We start from the raw sequence: 18,364 nt of genomic DNA on the forward strand, positions 1-18,364 counted from the left end.
AAATGAGTGAGATCCTCAACAAGCTCTCCGGCCAGGGCGTGTCGATCTGGCTGGACGACATCAGCCGGGAGCGGCTGCGCACGGGCAACCTGGAGCAGCTGATCCGCGAGAAGAACGTGGTGGGCGTCACCTCCAACCCGACCATCTTCGCCGGCGCGCTCAGCAAGGGCGACGCCTACGACGCCCAGCTGCACGACCTGGCCGTACGCGGCGTCGAGATCGGCGAGGCCGTGCGCGCCATCACCGCCTATGACATCCGCTGGGCCGCCGACGTGCTGCGCCCGGTCTACGACGCCACCGCCGGCGTCGACGGGCGCGTCTCGCTGGAGGTCGACCCTCGGCTGGCCCGCGAGAGCGAGAAGACCGTGGCCGAGGCGCGGGCGCTGTGGTGGCTGGTCGACCGGCCCAACCTGTTCATCAAGATCCCGGCGACGCTCGAGGGGCTGCCCGCGATCACGCAGGCGATCTCCGAGGGCATCAGCGTCAACGTCACGCTGATCTTCTCGCTGGAGCGCTACCGCGCGGTCATGGACGCCTGGCTGGCCGGCCTGGAGGCCGCCCAGGCCAAGGGCCTCAACCTGGGCACGATCGAGTCGGTGGCGTCGTTCTTCGTCAGCCGGGTCGACAGCGAGATCGACAAGCGGCTCGACCAGCTCGGCAAGCCGGAGCTCAAGGGCAAGGCCGGCATCGCCAACGCGCGCCTGGCCTACGCCGCCTTCGAGGAAGTGATGAACTCCGAGCGCTGGCAGCGGCTGCGCGCCGCCGGTGCCCGCCCGCAGCGCCCGCTGTGGGCCTCGACCGGCGTCAAGAACCCCGACTACTCGCCCACGATGTACGTCGACCAGCTCGTCGCCCCCGGCACGGTCAACACGATGCCGGAGAAGACGCTCGACGCGACCGCCGCCGGCGCCGTCGTCACCGGCGACACCGTGCGCCCCTTCTACGAGGACGCGTGGAACACCATGGCCGCCCTCAAGGAGGCGGGCGTCGACTACGACGACGTGGTCAAGGTGCTGGAGGACGAGGGCGTGGAGAAGTTCGAGGCTTCCTGGAACGAACTCCTCGAGAGCGTCAGCAAGAACCTGGTCCCCTGATGACCGTTTCGTACCGCGAGGAGGGGGTGGCCGAGGCCGCCTCCTCCGCCGCGGGGCGGCTCGTCGCCGATGGCGTGCCCGCGCGGCTCGCCGCCGGCGATCCCACGCTGTGGGGCGCGGACGCGGAGGCGGTGGCGGCCGTCCGGCTGGGCTGGCTGACCCTGCCTCGCACCTCGCGCGAGCTGCTGCCCGAACTCGGCAAGCTGGCCGAGCGGGTGCGCGCCGAGGGCCTGACCAACGTGGTGCTGGCCGGTATGGGCGGTTCGTCGCTGGCGCCCGAGGTGATCTGCGCGACCGCCGACGTGCCGCTGACCGTCCTGGACACCACCGACCCAGGCCAGGTACGACGGGCGCTGGAGGAGCCGCTCGACACCACGATCCTGGTCGTGGCCAGCAAGAGCGGCTCGACGGTCGAGACCGACAGCCACCTGCGCGTCTACGAGGAGCTCTTCCGCGAGGCGGGCATCGACCCGGCCGGCCGGATCGTGGTCGTCACCGACCCGGGCTCGCCGCTGGAGCAGGCGGCCGTGGACGCCGGCTACCACCTGGTGCTGGCCGCGCCCGACGTGGGCGGCCGCTACTCGGCGCTGTCGGCGTTCGGCCTGGTGCCGAGCGCGCTGGCCGGAGCCGACGTGAAACGGCTGCTCGACGACGCCGACGAGGTCCTGCCCCTGCTCTCGCTCGACGTCGGCAACCCCGGGCTCGACCTGGGCGCGGCGCTCGGCGGAGCGGCGCTCGCCGGACGCGACAAGCTGATCATCGACGACCGGCTGTCGGAGATCAACGGGCTGTCCGAGTGGATCGAGCAGCTCGTCGCCGAGTCCACGGGCAAGAACGGCGTGGGCATCCTGCCGGTCGTCGGCGCCGAGCCGCACGGCGTCCGTGACGAGCTGATCGTCGGGATCGACTCCGACGACGGCGACGTGCGCGTCGACGGGCCGCTCGGCGCGCAGTTCCTCATCTGGGAGTACGCCACGGCCGTGGCCGGGCTGCTGCTGGAGATCGACCCGTTCGACCAGCCGAACGTGGCCGAGTCCAAGGCCAGCACGGCCGCGCTGCTCGACATGGAGGCGTTGCCGCTGGGCGAGCCGGTGCTGGTCGACGGGCCCGTGGAGGTCTACGGCTCGACCAGGGCCAAGGATCTGTCCGGCGTGCTGACCGAGCTGCTCGACGCGGTGCCCGATGACGGCTACCTGGCCGTGATGGCGTACCTGGACCGGCTGTCGGCCTTCGATGTGTTCGTCCCTGAAGGCGCGGACTTCGAGCAGATGACCGACGCGTGGATGGCGGCCGACCCGGCCACGCTGCGGGCGCTGCTGGCCCTGCGCACCGACCGGCCGGTCACCTTCGGGTGGGGGCCGCGGTTCCTGCACTCCACCGGCCAGTATCACAAGGGCGGCCCGCAGAACGGGGTGTTCCTGCTGATCACCGGCGCCGTGGCCGACGACGTGGCGGTGCCCGGCAGGCCGTACACGCTGGGTGAGCTCCAGCTCGCGCAGGCGCTCGGCGACCTCGGGGCGCTGCTGCAGCGCGGGCGGCCGGCCGTACGCCTGCATTTGACCGATCGCGCGGCTGGAGTCGCGCACCTGCTCGCAGCCGCACAGGAGGCTTGAGATGACAGACCCCGAAGCACCTCCGGAGGAGGTCGCCGCCCTTGACAGCACAGCGGCGGCGACAGTAGCCACCTCAGCCGCGGGCACCGCCACCACGATCGAGGTGGCGGCCGCCAATCCGCTGCGCGATCCGCGTGACAAGCGGCTGCCCCGGGTGGCGGGGCCTTGTGTGATGGTGTTGTTCGGCGTGACGGGAGACCTGGCCAAGCGCAAGCTGCTGCCGGCCATCTACGACCTGGGCAACCGGGGGCTGCTGCCGCCCGGTTTCTCGCTGGTCGGGTTCGCCAGGCGTGACTGGAAGGACCAGGACTTCGCCCAGGTGACGCATGACGCCGTCAAGGCGCACGCCAGGACGCCCTTCCGCGAGGAGGTCTGGAAGCAGCTGCGCGAGGGCATCCACTTCGTGCCCGGCGAGTTCTCCGACGACGGCGCGTTCGACGCGCTGGCGATGGCGCTGAAGGAGATCGACGAGACCCGGGGCACCGGCGGCAACTATGCGTTCTACCTGTCAGTGCCGCCGAAGTTCTTCCCCGTGGTGGTGGAGCAGCTCAAGCGGACCGGGCTGTCCGACGCGCCCGACGGGTCGTGGCGGCGCGTGGTGATCGAGAAGCCGTTCGGGCACGACCTGAAGTCGGCGCACGAGCTGAACGAGATCACCAACTCGGCCTTCCCGGAGAGCTCGATCTTCAGGATCGACCACTACCTGGGCAAGGAGACCGTCCAGAACATCCTGGCCCTGAGGTTCGCCAACAACCTCTACGAGCCCATCTGGAACCGTAGCTACGTCGACCACGTGCAGATCACCATGGCCGAGGACATCGGCATCGGCGGCCGGGCCGGCTACTACGACGGCATCGGCGCGGCCCGCGACGTGATCCAGAACCACCTGCTCCAGTTGCTCGCCCTGGTGGCGATGGAGGACCCGACGTCCTTCGACGCCTCCGCGCTGCGCCGGGAGAAGGAGAAGGTGCTCAAGGCCGTGCAACTGCCGTCCGACCTGGGGCTCAACACCGCGCGCGGGCAGTACGACGCGGGCTGGCAGGGCGGCGAGAAGGTGGTCGGCTACCTGCAGGAGGACGGCATCTCCGCCGACTCCACCACCGAGACGTACGCGGCCATCAAGCTGGAGATCGCCAACCGGCGCTGGGCGGGCGTGCCGTTCTACCTGCGCGCCGGCAAGCGCCTCGGCCGCCGGGTCACCGAGGTGGCCGTGGTGTTCCAGCGGGCGCCGCACCTGCCGTTCAGCAAGGACGACACCGAGATCCTCGGCCAGAACGCGCTGGTCATCAGGGTGCAGCCGGACGAGGGCATCACCGTGCGGTTCGGCTCCAAGGTGCCGGGCACGGCCATGGAGGTGCGCGACGTCTCGATGGACTTCGCCTATGGCGAGTCCTTCCTGGAGTCGTCCCCCGAGGCGTACGAGCGGCTGCTGCTCGACGTGATGATCGGCGACCCGCCGCTCTTCCCGCACCAGCGGGAGGTCGAGCTGTCGTGGAAGATCCTCGACCCGATCGAGGACTTCTGGACCACGCAGGGCCAGCCCGAGGGCTACCCGTCCGGCGCGTGGGGGCCGGAGTCCGCCGACGCGATGATGGCGCGCGACGGCCGCGTGTGGAGGAGACTCTGATGACCACCTTTATGCTCACCGACACGACGGCGGGGAAGATCTCCGCACAGTTCACGCACCTGCGCCACCAGATGGGCGCGCCCGCGATAGGGATGGTGCTGACGCTGGTCGTGGTCTGCGAGGAGCGCGACCAGTACGACTCGCTGCGCGCGGCCAGCGAGGCGGCCCGCGAGCACCCCTCGCGCATCATCGTGGTGATCAAGCGGGAGTCCGACGAGAACAACCGGCTCGACGCGGAGCTGCGCATCGGCGAGTCCACGCCGGGCGAGGTGGTCGTGCTGAGGCTGTACGGCGAGCTGACCGAGCACGCCGACTCGGTGGTCAGCCCGCTGCTGCTGCCCGACACACCGGTCGTGGCGTGGTGGCCGAGCCTGGCGCCCGACGTGATGTCCAAGGACCCGATCGGGATGCTCGCCCAGCGGCGCATCTCCGACGCCAGGTCCGCGCGCGACGGCGGGATGAAGGCGCTGATGACCAGGGCCAAGGGCTACGCCCCCGGTGACACGGACCTGTCCTGGGCCCGGCTGACGCCGTGGCGCAGCCTGCTGGCGGCGGCCTTCGACCAGCCCGCGGGCCAGTTGCGCGAGGGTTGCGTCGAGGCGTCCGAGGGCAACCCGAGCGCGCCGCTGCTGGCCGCGTGGCTGTCGGAACGCCTCGGCGCGCCGGTCAGGGTGGGCGAGTCCAACGGGCCCGGCATCACCGCCGTACGGCTCACGATGACCGACGGCGAGCTGGCGGTGTCCAGGAGCGACGCCAGGCTGGCGACGCTGTCGCGGCCCGGCCAGCCGGACCGGATCGTGGCCCTGTCCCGGCGGCAGACCTCCGAGCTGCTGGCGGAGGAGCTGCGGCGGCTCGACTCCGACGAGATCTATGGGGTGGCGGTCAAGCGGCTGGCCCGCACGCACAAGTCCTGACCCCTCTCCCACCGGCCGGCGTGGGCCCTGTCATGGGGTCGCGCACGGCCGGTGGGTGCCGATCGTGAAAGAGTGAGCTCGTGAGCGTTCCCAATGTTGTCGTCCATCGTGACGGCGACGTCCTGGCCAAGGCCGTGGCGGCGCGGATCATCACCCGGCTGGTCGACGTGCAGTCGGCCAAGGGGTCGGCGTCGCTGGTCCTGACCGGCGGCACGGTCGGCCACGCGACGCTGGCCGCGATCGCCGCCACGCCGGCGCGCGACGCGGTCGACTGGCCCCGCCTCGACATCTGGTGGGGCGACGAGCGCTTCCTGCCGACCGGCGACCCCGAGCGCAACGAGACGGGCGCCCGCAAGGCGCTCCTCGATCACGTCGACCTCGACCCCGAGCGGGTGCACGTCATGCGCGGGCCCGACTCGGGGATGTCGGCGGAGGAGTCGGCCGAGTCCTACGCGGCCGAACTGCGTAAGGCGGCCCGGCCGGAGGATCACGGGCCGGTGCCCAACTTCGACGTGATGCTGCTCGGCGTCGGGCCCGACGCGCACGTGGCGTCGCTGTTCCCCGGGATGCCGGCGCTGTACGACACGCGGTCGGTGGTGGCCGTCCACGGCGCGCCCAAGCCGCCGCCCACGCGCGTCTCGCTGACGCTGCCGACGATCCAGGCCTCGCGCGAGGTGTGGGTGGTGGCGGCGGGCGAGGAGAAGTCGGGCGCGGTACGCCTGGCGCTGTCCGACTCCGGGCCCGTCCAGGTGCCGGCGGCCGGGGCCAGGGGCCGGGTGCGGACGCTGTTCCTGCTGGACCGGACCGCCGCCGCCAAGCTCCCGCCGGGCCTGGGCCGCATCGCCTCCCCCTGAGCCGTATCAGGCGGTCAGCGCGTCGATCTCGGCCAGCAGGGCCTGCTTGCGCTCCGGCGCCAGGAAGGACGCGTGCACGCCGTTGCGGGCGAGCCGCGCCAGCTCCGCCTCGCCGAAACCGAACACGTGCGCGGCGACACGGTACTCACCGGCCAGGGTGGTGGCGAACATGGGCGGGTCGTCGCTGTTCAGCGTGACGAACAGCCCCTCCTCCAGCAGCCTGGGCAGCGGGTGGTCCTCGATGCGGGCCACCTGCCCGGTGCAGACGTTCGACGTCGGGCAGACGTCCAGCGGGAGCTGCGTCTCGCGCAGGTAGGCCACCAGGCGCGGGTCCTGGAGGCAGGAGATGCCGTGGCCGACGCGCTCGGCGCCCAGCCCCTCGATGACCTCCCAGACGCTCTCGGGACCGGTCATCTCGCCGCCGTGCGGCACGCTGTGCAGCCCCGCCGCGCGCGCCGCCGCGAACGCGTCCCGGTAGGCGTCACGGTACTGGGGGCGGCTCTGCTCGATCCCGCCCAGGCCGAAACCTACCAATGCGGCGGGAGGTTCCTCCAAGGCGTGCATGACCGTGATCTTGGCCGCCTCCTCGCCGAACTCGCCGGGGATGTCGAAGATGTAGGCCATCTCCACCCCGTGGTCGGTCGCGGACCGGCGGGCGGCCAGGTCGAGCGCCTCGGTGACCTCGCGCATGGGCATCCCGACGATGCTGTGGGCGTACGGGGTGACCTGCAGCTCGGCGTAGCGGGCGCCCTGGGACGACAGGTCGCGGGCCAGGCCGAGCACGAGGGTGGCGACGTCCTCCGGCTCGCGGACCAGCGCGTTGACGGCCCCGTACACCTGGGCGAAGTGAGGGAAGTCGCGGAAGGCGTAGAAGGCGCGCAGGTCCTCCTCCGTCGTGGGGACCGGGCCGCCCGGGTGGCGGCGGGCGAGCTCCAGGACGGTGGCCACGGAGGCGGAGCCGACCAGGTGCACATGCAGCTCTACCTTGGGCAGGGCGTCGATGAAGGCGTCAGTGGGGGTCGTCATGGCGATGACCTTAAGCCCGCCATTTCGCCTCAAAACAGGGTTTCGGGCGAAATTTCACATAAAGATGTGAGGTTTCATCGAGACCACGCGTGGACCAGCGGCAGCAGGACCGTGTCCACCGAGTCCGCGACGAAGGGCTCGTCGAACGGCGGCCCGAGGAAGATCATGCGGTGCCAGACCAGCGCCTCCGCCACCCCGAACAGCCGGCCCGGATCCACCGGCCCCGGCAGGTCGCCGCGCTTCCTGGCCCGCGCCAGCAGCGCCTCCACCCCGCCCAGGTCCTTGACCGGCATGTGCTCGCGCAGCGTCCTGGCCAGCTCCTGATGGGAGACCAGCGTCGAGGAGAGCCCCATGATGAGGCCGTGCTTGCGTTCGACGGCCCCGCACAGGCCGCCGAACACCGAGGCGAGATCGCCGCGCAGCGAGCCGGTGTCGTCGACGGGCGGCGTGTCCATGTCGAACCGGCGGCAGATGACGTCGACCACCAGCTCCGGCTTGCCCGCCCACCGGCGATAGATGGTGGCCTTGCTGGCCTTGGCCCGCTTGGCGATCTGATCGACCGACATGCGGTCGTAGCCCATCTCCGACAACAGCTCCAGCGTGGCGTCGAGAATGGCCCGCTCCCGCTCGGGGTCGAGTGGCGCCACGTGCACGTCCTTCAGCTGTAGGTGATCTCTTCGAATCGTACGCCGGTCAGCCGCGTGGACACGTCCCACAGATCGGCGGCGAGCTTCTCGGAGCGGGCCGCCTCCGACGGCGTGAGCAGCTGGGTCTTGGGGCCGACGAACTCCCCGCCGTGGATCTCCGGCGAGGTGGCGGCGTACAGGGAGGACACCGCACCGGCCGCCGCGCTCTTCAGGAACACCCCCATGAGGGGCTGTAGCGGCCCCAGCGTGAAGAAGTTGGTGGCCGTGACACCAGGATGGGTGGCGACACCGACCAGGTCCACCTGGGACCGCTGAGCGCGTCGCTGGAGCTCGAGGGTGAAGAGCAGGTTGGCCAGCTTGGAGCGGCCGTACGAGCTCATCTTCTTGTAACCGCGCTCCAGGCCCAGGTCGTCGAGGTCGAGTTTGCCCATCTTGTGCGCGTCACTGGACACGGTGACCACCCGCGCGCCGGGTCGCGACAGCAGCAGGGGCAGCAGCAGCCCGGTGAGCGCGAAGTGGCCCAGGTGGTTGGTGCCGAACTGCAGCTCGAAGCCGTCACGGGTCAGCTGTCGCGGGACCATGCCGATGCCCGCGTTGTTGACCAGCAGGTCCACCCGGTCGACGCCGGCCGCGAAGCTCCTGACCGAGGCGAGGTCGGCCAGGTCCAGCGTGCCGTGCTCGACCTCGGCGCCGGGGACGGCCCGGCGGATCTCCTCGACGGCCGCGCCGCCCTTCGCGGCCGAGCGGGTGGCCATGATGACGCGGGCGCCGTGCCTGGCGAGCTCGAGCGCGGTGGGCAGGCCGATGCCGCTGTTGGCGCCGGTCACGATGGCCGTCTTGCCGCTCAGGTCGGGCATGTCGGCGGGGGTCCAGGTACTCATCACCACTCCAGGTGTACGAAACCGTTTCGTACACCATAACCTAACGCTCCGCCCGCTGCCGCGCGTGCCGCTCCTCCCGTTGAGCGACCTGCAGCCGCTGGGTGCTCTCGGCGAGCCTCTTGCGGGCCTTGGCCAGCTTCCGCTCCAGCCGGGCGACCCGCTCGGCGCGCTCGTCGTGCTCCTGTACGGCCTGCTCCAGGGCGGCGACCCACTCCCGGTGGGCGTTCTGCGCCTCCTGCCGTTCGGCGGCCTTCCTGGCCTCGGCCTCTTCCCGCCGTTTCGCCTCGGCGGCCGCGCCGACCGGGTCCGCCGGCTTCCTGGCGGGTCTGGCGCGCGGCACCGGGGCCGGGGCGAAGCCGCTGTAGCTGAGCGGCTTGGCCAGCCGGCCCCGCCGTACCTCCTCGGCCGCGCCCGCGTCCACGACGGCGGCGTCGAGCGTCCGCTCGGCCTCGGCCGCCGCGGCGGCCGACAGGCCGGTGTCCCGCCTGATCAGCCGGGACAGGAGCCCCGCCAGCTCGCCGCGCCGCCGGGTCAGCTCCGCCAGCGCCTCGGCGTCGTGCGCCTCCCACGCCTCGCGCAACCGCCCCCCGAGCGCCAGCAGCTCGCCGAGGTCGTCCGGATGCTCGCGGACCAGCCGGTTCACGGCCGACGCGGACACGGTGGGCTTACGCAGCCCGGCGATGTCGCGGGCCAGCCGTACGTCGCCCGCGTCCTTGGCGGCACGGGCCTCGGCCTCGCGCGCGGCGGTGAACTCGGACGGCGGGAGCGCATACAGGCGACCGGCCACCTCGTCAAGATCCACACTGGTCAAATACCCCACATCCGCTGGTTTGTAGCGCATAGTGGAGGCACGCCACTCGAACGGAGGGCCACCGGTGTTCGAGCGCTTCACCGACCGTGCCCGAAGGGTCGTCGTCCTCGCCCAGGAAGAGGCGCGGATGCTGAGCCACAACCACATCGGCACGGAACACATCCTGCTCGGCCTCATCCACGAGGGCGAGGGCGTGGCGGCGCTGACGCTCGACAGCCTCGGCGTCGAGCTGGGGAACGTGCGCGCGTACGTCGAGCACGAAGTGGGCCAGGGCGACAAGGCGCCGAGCGGGCACATCCCGTTCACCCCGCGCGCCAAGAAGGTCCTGGAGCTCTCGCTGCGCGAGGCCCTGCAGCTACGCCACAACTACATCGGCACCGAGCACATCCTGCTCGGGGTGATCAGGGAGGGCGAGGGGCTCGCCGCCCGCGCGATCGTGGACGGCGGCGTGGAGCTGGGCGACCTGCGGCACCGCGTGCTCACCCGGCTCGGCCAGGGGCCGAAGGAACGGCCGACTGAGATGTTCTTCGCCGCCGGCACGATGCTCGGCGAGCGGCTCACCCAGATCCAGGAGAGCCTCGACCGCATCGAGCGCCACCTGGGCATCCAGCAGCCCGACCGGGCGGCGTCCGCCCCGGAGCCGTCGCAACGGGAATCCGGGCCGGACGAAGGCGAGCACGAACCAGGCGAGAGCGCGTCAGGCTGACGACGCCAGCGCGCCGACCGGCAGCCTGGCCTCCATCACGCCCGGGTCCTCGGTGTAGCCGAGCGTGGCGCCCAGCGACAGCAGGAGCCGCCGCATCCGTACGTTGTCGGACAGCATCGTGGCCCTGACCTCGGCGTAGCCGAGATCACGCGCCTCGCGCACCAGCGATCGGGCCAAGGCCGTGCCCAGACCGCGCCCCTGCCAGCGGTCCTCGACCAGGAAGGCCATCTCGGCGATGCCGGGATCGGGAGTGAACATCAAGGAGGCCATGGCCACCACCTGGCCGTCGTGCCCGGCGACGATCGAGTGGCCGCGGCTGCGGTCGCAGAGCTGGTCGAACATCCGCGCCGGCAGCGCGGGCATCGAGGTGAAGTAGCGGAACCTGCGGGCCTCGGGCGAGCATCTGTCGTGCAGGTCGCGTATGGCCTCGCGGTAGATCGAGGTGAGCGGCCGGACCGTGACCTCTTCACCATCGCTCAGCCTGATCACGGGCTCGCCGGCGCTCTGCTCGACCGGCGGCTGCGCGAGCCGGACGAAGGAGGCCGCCCTGGCCGCCTCGGTCAGCGTGAAGGGCAACTCGGCACGGCGCAGCCGGACGGCCCGCTTGGGCGCCACGGGCACCACGAGCAGGGTCGGGTCGGGAAGGTCACTCACGGCTTCACCATAGATCCACCGGGCATCGTCGGCGCGCAGCAGCTCGGCCAGGAACTCGGGCAGCCGCCACGGCATGGACCGCAGCCGGGAGGCGAGCAGCAGCGCGCGGGTGGGCTCGTCGGTCAGCTCGTGCGCCGTCGCGGGGACCACCTGGACGCGGCGTCCACCCGCCGCCTCCAGGGCCTCGCGCACGGCCTCCGGGCCGGCCGGGATGTCGGCGACGAACTCGTCGACGGTGCCGTCCGCATCCGACTGGACGCTCAGGCCGAGGATGTTGCCGCCCCTGTCGGCCAGGGCCGCGGCCAGGGAGGCCAGCCGTCCCGGACGCTCGTCCACCGTCGTGCGAATGCGCAAGAATCCCATACGAAGAGGATGCCGGGGCGGTGTTACCTGTCCGCTACCGCCGTGTTTCGAATGCGAATTTCGTAGCGAGATGCGACGTATAGGAGGATACGGCCATGAACGTGCAAGTCTCCTTGTCGTCCGGATTCGTGAACGGCGACGTCTCCTTCTGGTACCGCTCTTCCGGCGTGCCTTCCCCTGGTCCCCGCCTCGACGGCGACCTCCGAGCGGACGTGGTGATCGTCGGTGCGGGCTACACGGGACTGTGGACCGCCTACTACCTCAAGCAGGCCCGGCCGTCGCTGAACGTGGTGGTGCTGGAGAAGGACTTCGCCGGGTTCGGGGCCTCGGGGCGCAACGGCGGCTGGCTGACCGGCGACCTGGCCGGATCGCACGAGCGCTATGCCAGGACGCACGGGGCTCCGGCGGCGCGGCTGCTGCAGCGCGAGATGTACGCCTCGATCGACGAGGTGATCGGGGTCTGCGAGAAGGAGGCCATCGACGCCGACGTCGTCAAGGGCGGCGTGGTCAACGTGGCCCGCACTCCCGCCCAGGCGGCACGGCTGCGGGCCTCGGTGTCGGCCGCCCGCGCCTGGGGCATCGAGGAGGCGGACCTGCGGCTGGTCGATCCCGCGGAGCGGCTGCGGGTGGCGGGGGCCGTGGCCGCCTCCTGGAGCCCGCACTGCGCGCGGGTCCAGCCCGCCAAGCTGGTACAGGGGCTGGCGCGGGCCGTACGGGATCTCGGGGTGACCGTCTACGAGCGCACGCCCGTCACGGAGATCGCCCCGGGGCGGGCCGTGACGCCGTTCGGGACGGTCCGGGCACGTCACGTGCTCCGCGCGACCGAGGGGTTCACCTCGCAGTTGAAGGGGCTGCGGCGGCAGTGGCTGCCGATGAACAGCTCGCTGATCGTCACCGAGCCGCTGCCCGCCTCCTTCTGGGAGACGGTCGGCTGGCAGGGGTCCGAGCTGCTCGGGGACATGGCCCACTACTACATGTACGCGCAGCGGACCGCCGACGACCGCATCGCCTTCGGCGGGCGCGGCCGGCCGTACCTGTACGGCTCGCGGGTGGACGCCAGGGGGCACACGCACGAGCGGACGATCGAGGCGCTCTGGGAGCTGCTGATCGACTTCTTCCCCGCCGCGGCGTCCTCCTCGGTGGCGCACGCGTGGTCGGGAGTGCTGGGGGTGCCGCGCGACTGGTGCTCGACCGTGCACGTGGACCCGGCCACCGGCCTCGGCTGGGCGGGCGGCTACACCGGCCACGGGGTGACGACGGCCAACCTGGCCGGCCGTACGCTGCGCGACCTCGTGCTGGGCGAGCGGACGGCGCTGACGGAACTGCCGTGGGTGGGGCGCCGGGTTCGGGCCTGGGAGCCGGAGCCGCTGCGCTGGCTGGGGGTGCACGCGATGTACCGCCTGTACCGGATGGCGGACCACCGGGAGCGGTCGATGCCGCGCACGTCCGTCCTGGCCCGCGTGGCCGACCTCATCACCGGCCACTGACCACCAAGGAGTACATCATGAACACGCTCTTCCGAGGGGGGCGCGTCTTCACCCCGAAGGCCGATTTCGCCGAGGCTGGTTTCGCTGAGGCTGGTTTCGCCGAGGCTGGTTTCGCCGAAGCCGTGCTGGTCCGCGACGGCGTGATCGCCGCTGTGGGCGACGAGCGGGAGCTGGTACGGCTGGCGCCGGGCCACGAGACCGTGGACCTGGCGGGCGGCCTGCTGGTGCCCGGGTTCACCGATGCCCATGTGCATCCGGTGCAGGCGGGTCTGGAGCGCGCCAAGTGCGATCTATCCGAAATTTACGGACTCGATGCCTACTTGGCGAAGATCGCCGACTACGCGGCGAAAAATCCTGAAAAAGAGTGGATCTACGGCGGTGGGTGGGACATGTCGGCCTTCCCGGGTGGGCTGCCGCACCGCGACCAGCTCGCCTTCGCCGACCGGCCCGTCTACCTCATCCAGCGTGACCACCATGCCGCCTGGGTCAACACCCGCGCCCTGGAACTGGCCGGCGTCACCGCCGAAACCCCCGACCCCGCCGACGGCCGGATCGAGCGCGACGCCGACGGCACGCCCAGCGGCGTCCTGCACGAAGGCGCGATGGACCTCGTCGGCCTGCTCACCCCCCGCCCCACCGCCCAGGACCTGGACCGGGCGCTCGCGGAGGCGGAGCGGTACCTGTTCTCGCTCGGCATCACCGGCTGGCAGGACGCCATCGTCGGCTCGTACGCGGGCTCGGTGGACCAGTTGCCCACCTACGTGTCGGCGGCCGGCTCCGGCAGGCTGCGGGCCCGCGTGGTGGGCGCGCTGTGGTGGGACAGGACCCGTGGTCTCGAACAGCTCGACGACCTGGTGGCGCGGCGCGCCTCGGCGGAGGGGCTGGACCGGTTCCGCGCGACCTCGGTGAAGATCATGCAGGACGGCATCACGGAGAACTTCACGGCCGCGACGCTGGAGCCGTACTGCCTCTGCGGCGGCACGGGCCTGTCCTACGTCGACCCGGCCAAGCTCAGGACGTACGTGGCCGAGCTGGACCGGCTCGGCTTCCAGGCGCACGTCCACGCGATCGGCGAGCGGGCCGTCCGCGAGGCGCTCGACAGCCTCGAGGGCACCTCCCCCGCCAACCGGCACCACATCGCCCACCTGCAGATCATCGAGCCGTCGGACGTGCCGCGCTTCGCCGCGCTCGGCGTGACGGCCAACCTGCAGCCGCTCTGGGCGACCCACCACGCGCAGATGGACGAGCTGACGCTGCCGTTCCTGGGCGAGCCCCGCTCGTCGTGGCAGTACCCCTTCGCCGACCTGCTCGCCCACGGCACGAGGTTCTGCGCGGGCAGCGACTGGCCGGTGTCGAGCGCCGATCCGCTGCAGGGCATGCACGTGGCCGTCAACCGCACGGAGCCCGGCGGCTCGGTGCACGCCGGCTACCCGACGGCGCAGACCCCGTTCCTGCCCGGCCAGCGCCTCGACCTGGCGACCGCGCTGACGGCGTACACGGCGGGCTCGGCCTGGATCAACCGCTCACCCGCCGGCGTGATCGAGCCGGGCCGCCCGGCGGACCTGGTCGTCCTGGACCGCGACCCGTTCACGCTGCCGGAGCGCGACATCTGGACGACTCGGGCGCGCATGACGTTCGTGGACGGCATCGCCGTACACGAGGGATAGCCCACCGCCTGACCAAGGACCGGGAGTCGCTCGACACAGCGCGACCACCCAACGCGGCCCAGGACGCCGCACCACGCGACCACTCCACGGCCCGCAATCCTTGGGCACCCCACGCCACAACGTCAGAAGGGCCCCGGCGCGGTGCCGGGGCCCTTCTGACGTACGTGCCTCTGAGATGACAAGGTCCTGCTGGTCCTACCAGGGAGACTTGTTGTTGCGAAGACGCTCCAGCGCTTCCTCGAGGATCGCCTTGCCGTCCTTGTCGCTCCTGCGCTCCTTCACATAAGCGAGGTGCGTCTTGTACGGCTCGTTCCGGGGCGGGGCAGGCGGGGCCTGCTCGTCCTGGCCGGCCGGGAGACCACAGCGTGGGCAGTCCCACGTTTCGGGCACCGCCGCGTCGCTGGCGAAGCTGGGACGCGTCTCATGCATGTTGGCGCACCAGAACGGAACCCGCACTCTCGGAGCTGCCTCGCCGCGCTCGGCCTCCCCCATCGGGCCGGCGCCGACACGGCTGCCACGGATCGCGTTGCCACTACCCACGGATGAACTCCTCGCTCGATCGCCCCGTGACACACGGGGGGAGAATCACTGTCACGCGTCAACCTGACTCAGGGCCTGAGAAGCAGGCCCAGAGCGATGATGCAGACGAACCAGACGGTGCCCGTGATGACGGTCAGCCGGTCGAGGTTACGCTCCACCACCGAGGAACCACCGAAGTTCGACGAGAAACCGCCGCCGAACATGTCAGACAAGCCACCACCCTTGCCCTTGTGGAGCAGGACGAGCAGGATCATGAGACAGCTCGCCAAGATGAGGGCGATGGAGATTCCGATTTCCACGGTATGCCTAGTCCTTCAATGCTCTGTCACGCGTGACGATTCAAACTTGCCTCTAGAGGGTACGGCTTGTTGCCAAGTCGCACCCCCGGAACGACTCAGTTAGCCGGACATATCGGAGAAACGGCAGATCTTTACGAACTCCCCGGCATCGATGCTGGCACCGCCCACGAGCGCGCCGTCGATATCGGGTTTGGCCATGATCCCAGCGATGTTGCCTGACTTGACTGACCCTCCGTAGAGGATACGTACTGCTGAGGCCACTTCGGGGTTGTACAGCTCAGCGAGTCTGCCTCGCAGTGCTTCACAGACCTCTTGGGCGTCCTCGGGAGTGGCCACCTCGCCGGTGCCGATCGCCCACACCGGCTCGTAGGCCACTACCATCGATTGTGCCTGCTCAGCGGAGATCTTGCGCAGTCCACCGTCAAGCTGGTTCAGGCAGTGTGACACGTGTTCGCCCGCCTGGCGCACGGACAGGCCCTCGCCCACGCACAGAATCGGCGTGAGCGAGTGGCGGAACGCCGCCTGCACCTTGGCGTTGACCAGGTCGTCGTCCTCGCGGTGATACTGACGCCGCTCCGAGTGGCCGGCCAGGACGAACGTGCAGCTCAGCTTGGCCAGCATCGCGCCCGATATCTCGCCGGTGTAGGCGCCCGCCTCGTGCTGGGACAGGTCCTGCGCGCCGTAGACGATGCGCAGCTTGTCACCGTCGACGAGCGTCTGGACGCTGCGCAGGTCGGTGAAAGGCGGCAGAACGGCCACCTCCACCCGGTCGAAGTCCTTGTCGGTGAACGCGAAGGCGAGCTTCTGGACCAGCGAGATGGCCTCGAGGTGATTGAGGTTCATCTTCCAGTTGCCGGCGAAGAGCGGCTTTCTCACGGTCAGTCCTCCAAGGCGGCGAGTCCGGGGAGGGTCTTGCCTTCGAGATATTCGAGGCTCGCTCCGCCACCGGTGGAAATGTGCGAGAAGCCGTCTTCGGGCAGGCCGAACTTGCGTACGGCCGCCGCCGAGTCGCCACCGCCGACCACCGTCAGGGCCTCGGCCCTGATCAGCGCCTCGGCGACGGCCCGGGTGCCGGCGGAGAAGGCGTCGAACTCGAAGACGCCCATGGGGCCGTTCCAGAAGACGGTTTTGGCGTCGGCCAGCTTGGCCGCGAACAGCTCACGGGTCTTGGGACCGATGTCGAGCCCCTCGCGGTCGGCCGGGATGGCGGTGGCCTCGACCACGTCGTACGGCGCGTCGTCGGCGAAGCCGGTCGCGGCCAGCACGTCGACGGGCAGCACGAGGTCGACGCCACGCTCGGCGGCCTGGTTGAGGAAGCCGCGCACCTGGTCGAGCTGGTCCTCCTGGAGCAGCGACTTGCCGACCTCGTAACCCTGAGCCTTGAGGAAGGTGTAGGCCATGCCGCCGCCGATCAGCAGCCGGTCGACCTTGGCCAGCAGGTTGGCGATGACGCCGAGCTTGTCGGAGACCTTGGCACCACCCAGCACCACCACGTAGGGGCGCTCGGTGTCCTCGGTGAGCTTCTTGAGCACCTCGACCTCGGCCACGATGAGCCCGCCCGCCGCGTGTGGCAGCAGCCGGGGCACGTCGTAGACGCTGGCGTGCTTGCGGTGCACCGCGCCGAAGCCGTCGCCCACGTAGAGCTCGGCGAGTCCCGCCAGCCTCTCGGCGAACGCGCCCCGCTCGGCGTCGTCCTTGGACTCCTCGCCCGGCTCGAACCGCAGGTTCTCCAGCAGGGCGACCTGGCCCTCCCCCAGCGCGTCGACGACGCCGTGCGCGCTGTCGCCGACCACGTCGGTGGCGAAGGCCACGTCCTCGCCGAGCAGCTCGGCGAGGCGTTCGGCGACCGGCTTCAGCGAGAGGCCGGGGGTCGGGCGGCCCTTGGGGCGGCCCAGGTGAGCGCAGACGACGACCTTCGCGCCCGCGCCGGTCAGAGCCTTGATCGTCGGCACCGACGCGCGGATGCGGCCGTCGTCGGTGATCGTCTCACCGTCGAGTGGGACGTTGAGGTCGGCGCGTACGAGCACGCGCCGACCCTTCACGTCGAGATCGTCGAGCGTACGCATCAGAGGTCCGCGCCCACCAGCTGGATGAGGTCGACGAGGCGGTTGGAGAAGCCCCACTCGTTGTCGTACCAGCCGACGACCTTCACCTGGTTGCCGATGACCTTGGTCAGGCCGGCGTCGAAGATGCAGGAGTGCGGGTCGGTGACGATGTCGCTGGAGACGATCTCGTCCTCGGTGTAGAGGAGCACGCCCTTGAGCGGTCCCTCCGCGGCGGCCTTGAACGCGGCGTTGACCTCTTCGACGGTCACGTCGCGGCCGACCTCGACGGTCAGGTCGGTGGCCGAGCCCGTGGGGATCGGCACGCGCATCGCGAACCCGTCGAGCTTGCCCTTGAGCTCGGGCAGCACCAGGCCGATGGCCTTGGCCGCACCGGTCGAGGTGGGCACCACGTTGACGGCGGCGGCGCGGGCGCGGCGCAGGTCCTTGTGCGGGCCGTCCTGCAGGTTCTGGTCCTGCGTGTAGGCGTGGATGGTGGTCATCAGGCCCTTCTCGATGGTGAAGGCGTCGTTGAGGACCTTCGCCAGCGGAGCCAGGCAGTTGGTGGTGCAGGAGGCGTTGGAGATGATCGTGTGCTTGGCGGCGTCATAGGTGTTGTCGTTGACACCCATCACGATCGTGACGTCCTCGTTCTTCGCCGGAGCGGAGATGATGACCTTCTTGGCGCCGTTGTCGGCGTGCACCTTGGCCTTGGCCGCGTCGGTGAACAGGCCGGTCGACTCCAGCACCACGTCGACCCCGAGGTCGGCCCACGGCAGCTTGGCCGGGTCGCGCTCCTCGAAGACCTTGATCGCCTTGCCGTCGACGATGATCTCGTCACCGGCGACCTTCACCTCGTAAGGCAGGCGGCCGAGGATGCTGTCGTACTTCAGAAGGTGGGCGAGCGTCGCATTGTCGGTCAGGTCATTGACCGCAACGATCTCGATGTCCTTGCCACTGGCGGCCACCGCACGCCAGAAGTTGCGGCCGATGCGGCCGAAGCCGTTGACGCCTACGCGGATGCTCACGGGAACCGATCTCCTCGTACGTGATGGCGAGCTGAAAACCTCAATGACAAACCCTATCGGACCCAAATTGGTTTAGACCACTGGACTCCCCTTAGCGCGAATCCGCGATCC

The 18,364-nt window shown here is 70.5% G+C and carries 17 protein-coding genes and 1 pseudogene; 8 read left to right on the top strand and 10 right to left on the bottom strand.

Annotation, left to right across the window (positions count from 1 at the left end; genetic code table 11):
* The first annotated feature begins 2 nt into the window (after window positions 1-2).
* From tal to pgl, 5 genes are all read left to right on the top strand, one after another.
* Window positions 3-1,094 (top strand): transaldolase, encoded by a 1,092-nt coding sequence (tal, locus tag AB0F17_RS53440; protein ID WP_358040806.1) that lies wholly within the window; start codon window positions 3-5, stop codon window positions 1,092-1,094.
* Window positions 1,094-2,707: a glucose-6-phosphate isomerase gene (locus AB0F17_RS53445; protein ID WP_358040809.1), complete on the top strand. Its 1,614-nt coding sequence runs from the start codon at window positions 1,094-1,096 to the stop codon at window positions 2,705-2,707. Before tal ends, AB0F17_RS53445 begins: the two co-directional genes overlap by 1 nt.
* A gap of 1 nt (window position 2,708) precedes the next feature.
* Window positions 2,709-4,334: a glucose-6-phosphate dehydrogenase gene (gene zwf / locus AB0F17_RS53450; RefSeq protein WP_358040812.1), complete on the top strand. Its 1,626-nt coding sequence runs from the start codon at window positions 2,709-2,711 to the stop codon at window positions 4,332-4,334.
* On the top strand, window positions 4,334-5,248 hold the full coding sequence (opcA, locus tag AB0F17_RS53455; RefSeq protein WP_358040815.1) for a glucose-6-phosphate dehydrogenase assembly protein OpcA: 915 nt from the start codon (window positions 4,334-4,336) through the stop codon (window positions 5,246-5,248). Before zwf ends, opcA begins: the two co-directional genes overlap by 1 nt.
* 80 nt (window positions 5,249-5,328) lie before the next feature.
* The gene (gene pgl / locus AB0F17_RS53460) at window positions 5,329-6,102 is read left to right on the top strand and encodes a 6-phosphogluconolactonase (RefSeq protein ID WP_358040818.1); all 774 of its coding nucleotides are present in this window, start codon (window positions 5,329-5,331) and stop codon (window positions 6,100-6,102) included.
* A gap of 6 nt (window positions 6,103-6,108) precedes the next feature.
* On the opposite strand, the gene add is transcribed toward pgl, so the two are convergent.
* The 4 genes from add to AB0F17_RS53480 form a co-directional block, all read right to left on the bottom strand.
* Entirely contained in the window at window positions 6,109-7,128 is a 1,020-nt protein-coding gene (gene add, locus AB0F17_RS53465) for an adenosine deaminase (protein WP_358040821.1), read from the bottom strand.
* A gap of 74 nt (window positions 7,129-7,202) precedes the next feature.
* The gene (locus AB0F17_RS53470; protein ID WP_358040824.1) at window positions 7,203-7,775 is read right to left on the bottom strand and encodes a TetR/AcrR family transcriptional regulator; all 573 of its coding nucleotides are present in this window, start codon (window positions 7,773-7,775) and stop codon (window positions 7,203-7,205) included.
* Window positions 7,776-7,786: 11 nt separating this feature from the next.
* Window positions 7,787-8,656 carry an oxidoreductase gene (locus AB0F17_RS53475; protein ID WP_358040827.1) on the bottom strand — a complete coding sequence of 290 codons (870 nt, stop codon included), beginning with the start codon at window positions 8,654-8,656 and terminating at the stop codon, window positions 7,787-7,789.
* A 40-nt stretch (window positions 8,657-8,696) separates the two neighbouring features.
* Window positions 8,697-9,467, bottom strand: a complete 771-nt coding sequence (locus tag AB0F17_RS53480; protein WP_358040829.1) for a hypothetical protein — start codon at window positions 9,465-9,467, stop codon at window positions 8,697-8,699.
* Between the two features lie 64 nt (window positions 9,468-9,531).
* Here AB0F17_RS53480 and AB0F17_RS53485 point away from each other — a divergent pair.
* Window positions 9,532-9,948 (top strand): annotated as a pseudogene (locus tag AB0F17_RS53485) (Clp protease N-terminal domain-containing protein); the annotation flags it as partial.
* A 216-nt stretch (window positions 9,949-10,164) separates the two neighbouring features.
* Here the strand turns inward: AB0F17_RS53485 and AB0F17_RS53490 are convergent.
* Entirely contained in the window at window positions 10,165-11,190 is a 1,026-nt protein-coding gene (locus AB0F17_RS53490) for a GNAT family N-acetyltransferase (protein WP_358040832.1), read from the bottom strand.
* A 95-nt stretch (window positions 11,191-11,285) separates the two neighbouring features.
* Here AB0F17_RS53490 and AB0F17_RS53495 point away from each other — a divergent pair, with 95 nt between their 5' ends.
* Both AB0F17_RS53495 and AB0F17_RS53500 read left to right on the top strand, forming a co-directional pair.
* Window positions 11,286-12,677: an FAD-binding oxidoreductase gene (locus tag AB0F17_RS53495; protein ID WP_358040835.1), complete on the top strand. Its 1,392-nt coding sequence runs from the start codon at window positions 11,286-11,288 to the stop codon at window positions 12,675-12,677.
* A 17-nt stretch (window positions 12,678-12,694) separates the two neighbouring features.
* Window positions 12,695-14,344: an amidohydrolase gene (locus tag AB0F17_RS53500; RefSeq protein ID WP_358040838.1), complete on the top strand. Its 1,650-nt coding sequence runs from the start codon at window positions 12,695-12,697 to the stop codon at window positions 14,342-14,344.
* A gap of 195 nt (window positions 14,345-14,539) precedes the next feature.
* On the opposite strand, the gene AB0F17_RS53505 is transcribed toward AB0F17_RS53500, so the two are convergent.
* From AB0F17_RS53505 to gap, 5 genes are all read right to left on the bottom strand, one after another.
* The gene (locus tag AB0F17_RS53505) at window positions 14,540-14,884 is read right to left on the bottom strand and encodes an RNA polymerase-binding protein RbpA (RefSeq protein WP_357656681.1); all 345 of its coding nucleotides are present in this window, start codon (window positions 14,882-14,884) and stop codon (window positions 14,540-14,542) included.
* Window positions 14,885-14,952: 68 nt separating this feature from the next.
* Window positions 14,953-15,183, bottom strand: coding sequence for a preprotein translocase subunit SecG (gene secG / locus AB0F17_RS53510; RefSeq protein ID WP_214636246.1), 231 nt, complete (start codon window positions 15,181-15,183; stop codon window positions 14,953-14,955).
* Window positions 15,184-15,282: 99 nt separating this feature from the next.
* Entirely contained in the window at window positions 15,283-16,065 is a 783-nt protein-coding gene (tpiA, locus tag AB0F17_RS53515) for a triose-phosphate isomerase (RefSeq protein WP_358040941.1), read from the bottom strand.
* Window positions 16,062-17,249, bottom strand: coding sequence for a phosphoglycerate kinase (locus AB0F17_RS53520; protein ID WP_358040841.1), 1,188 nt, complete (start codon window positions 17,247-17,249; stop codon window positions 16,062-16,064). Before AB0F17_RS53520 ends, tpiA begins: the two co-directional genes overlap by 4 nt.
* On the bottom strand, window positions 17,249-18,253 hold the full coding sequence (gene gap, locus AB0F17_RS53525) for a type I glyceraldehyde-3-phosphate dehydrogenase (RefSeq protein WP_358040843.1): 1,005 nt from the start codon (window positions 18,251-18,253) through the stop codon (window positions 17,249-17,251). The genes AB0F17_RS53520 and gap overlap by 1 nt, the downstream gene beginning before the upstream one ends.
* Between the last annotated feature and the right edge of the window lie 111 nt (window positions 18,254-18,364).

Origin of the sequence: Nonomuraea sp. NPDC026600, from assembly GCF_040638335.1 — a bacterium.
GTDB lineage: Bacteria > Actinomycetota > Actinomycetes > Streptosporangiales > Streptosporangiaceae > Nonomuraea.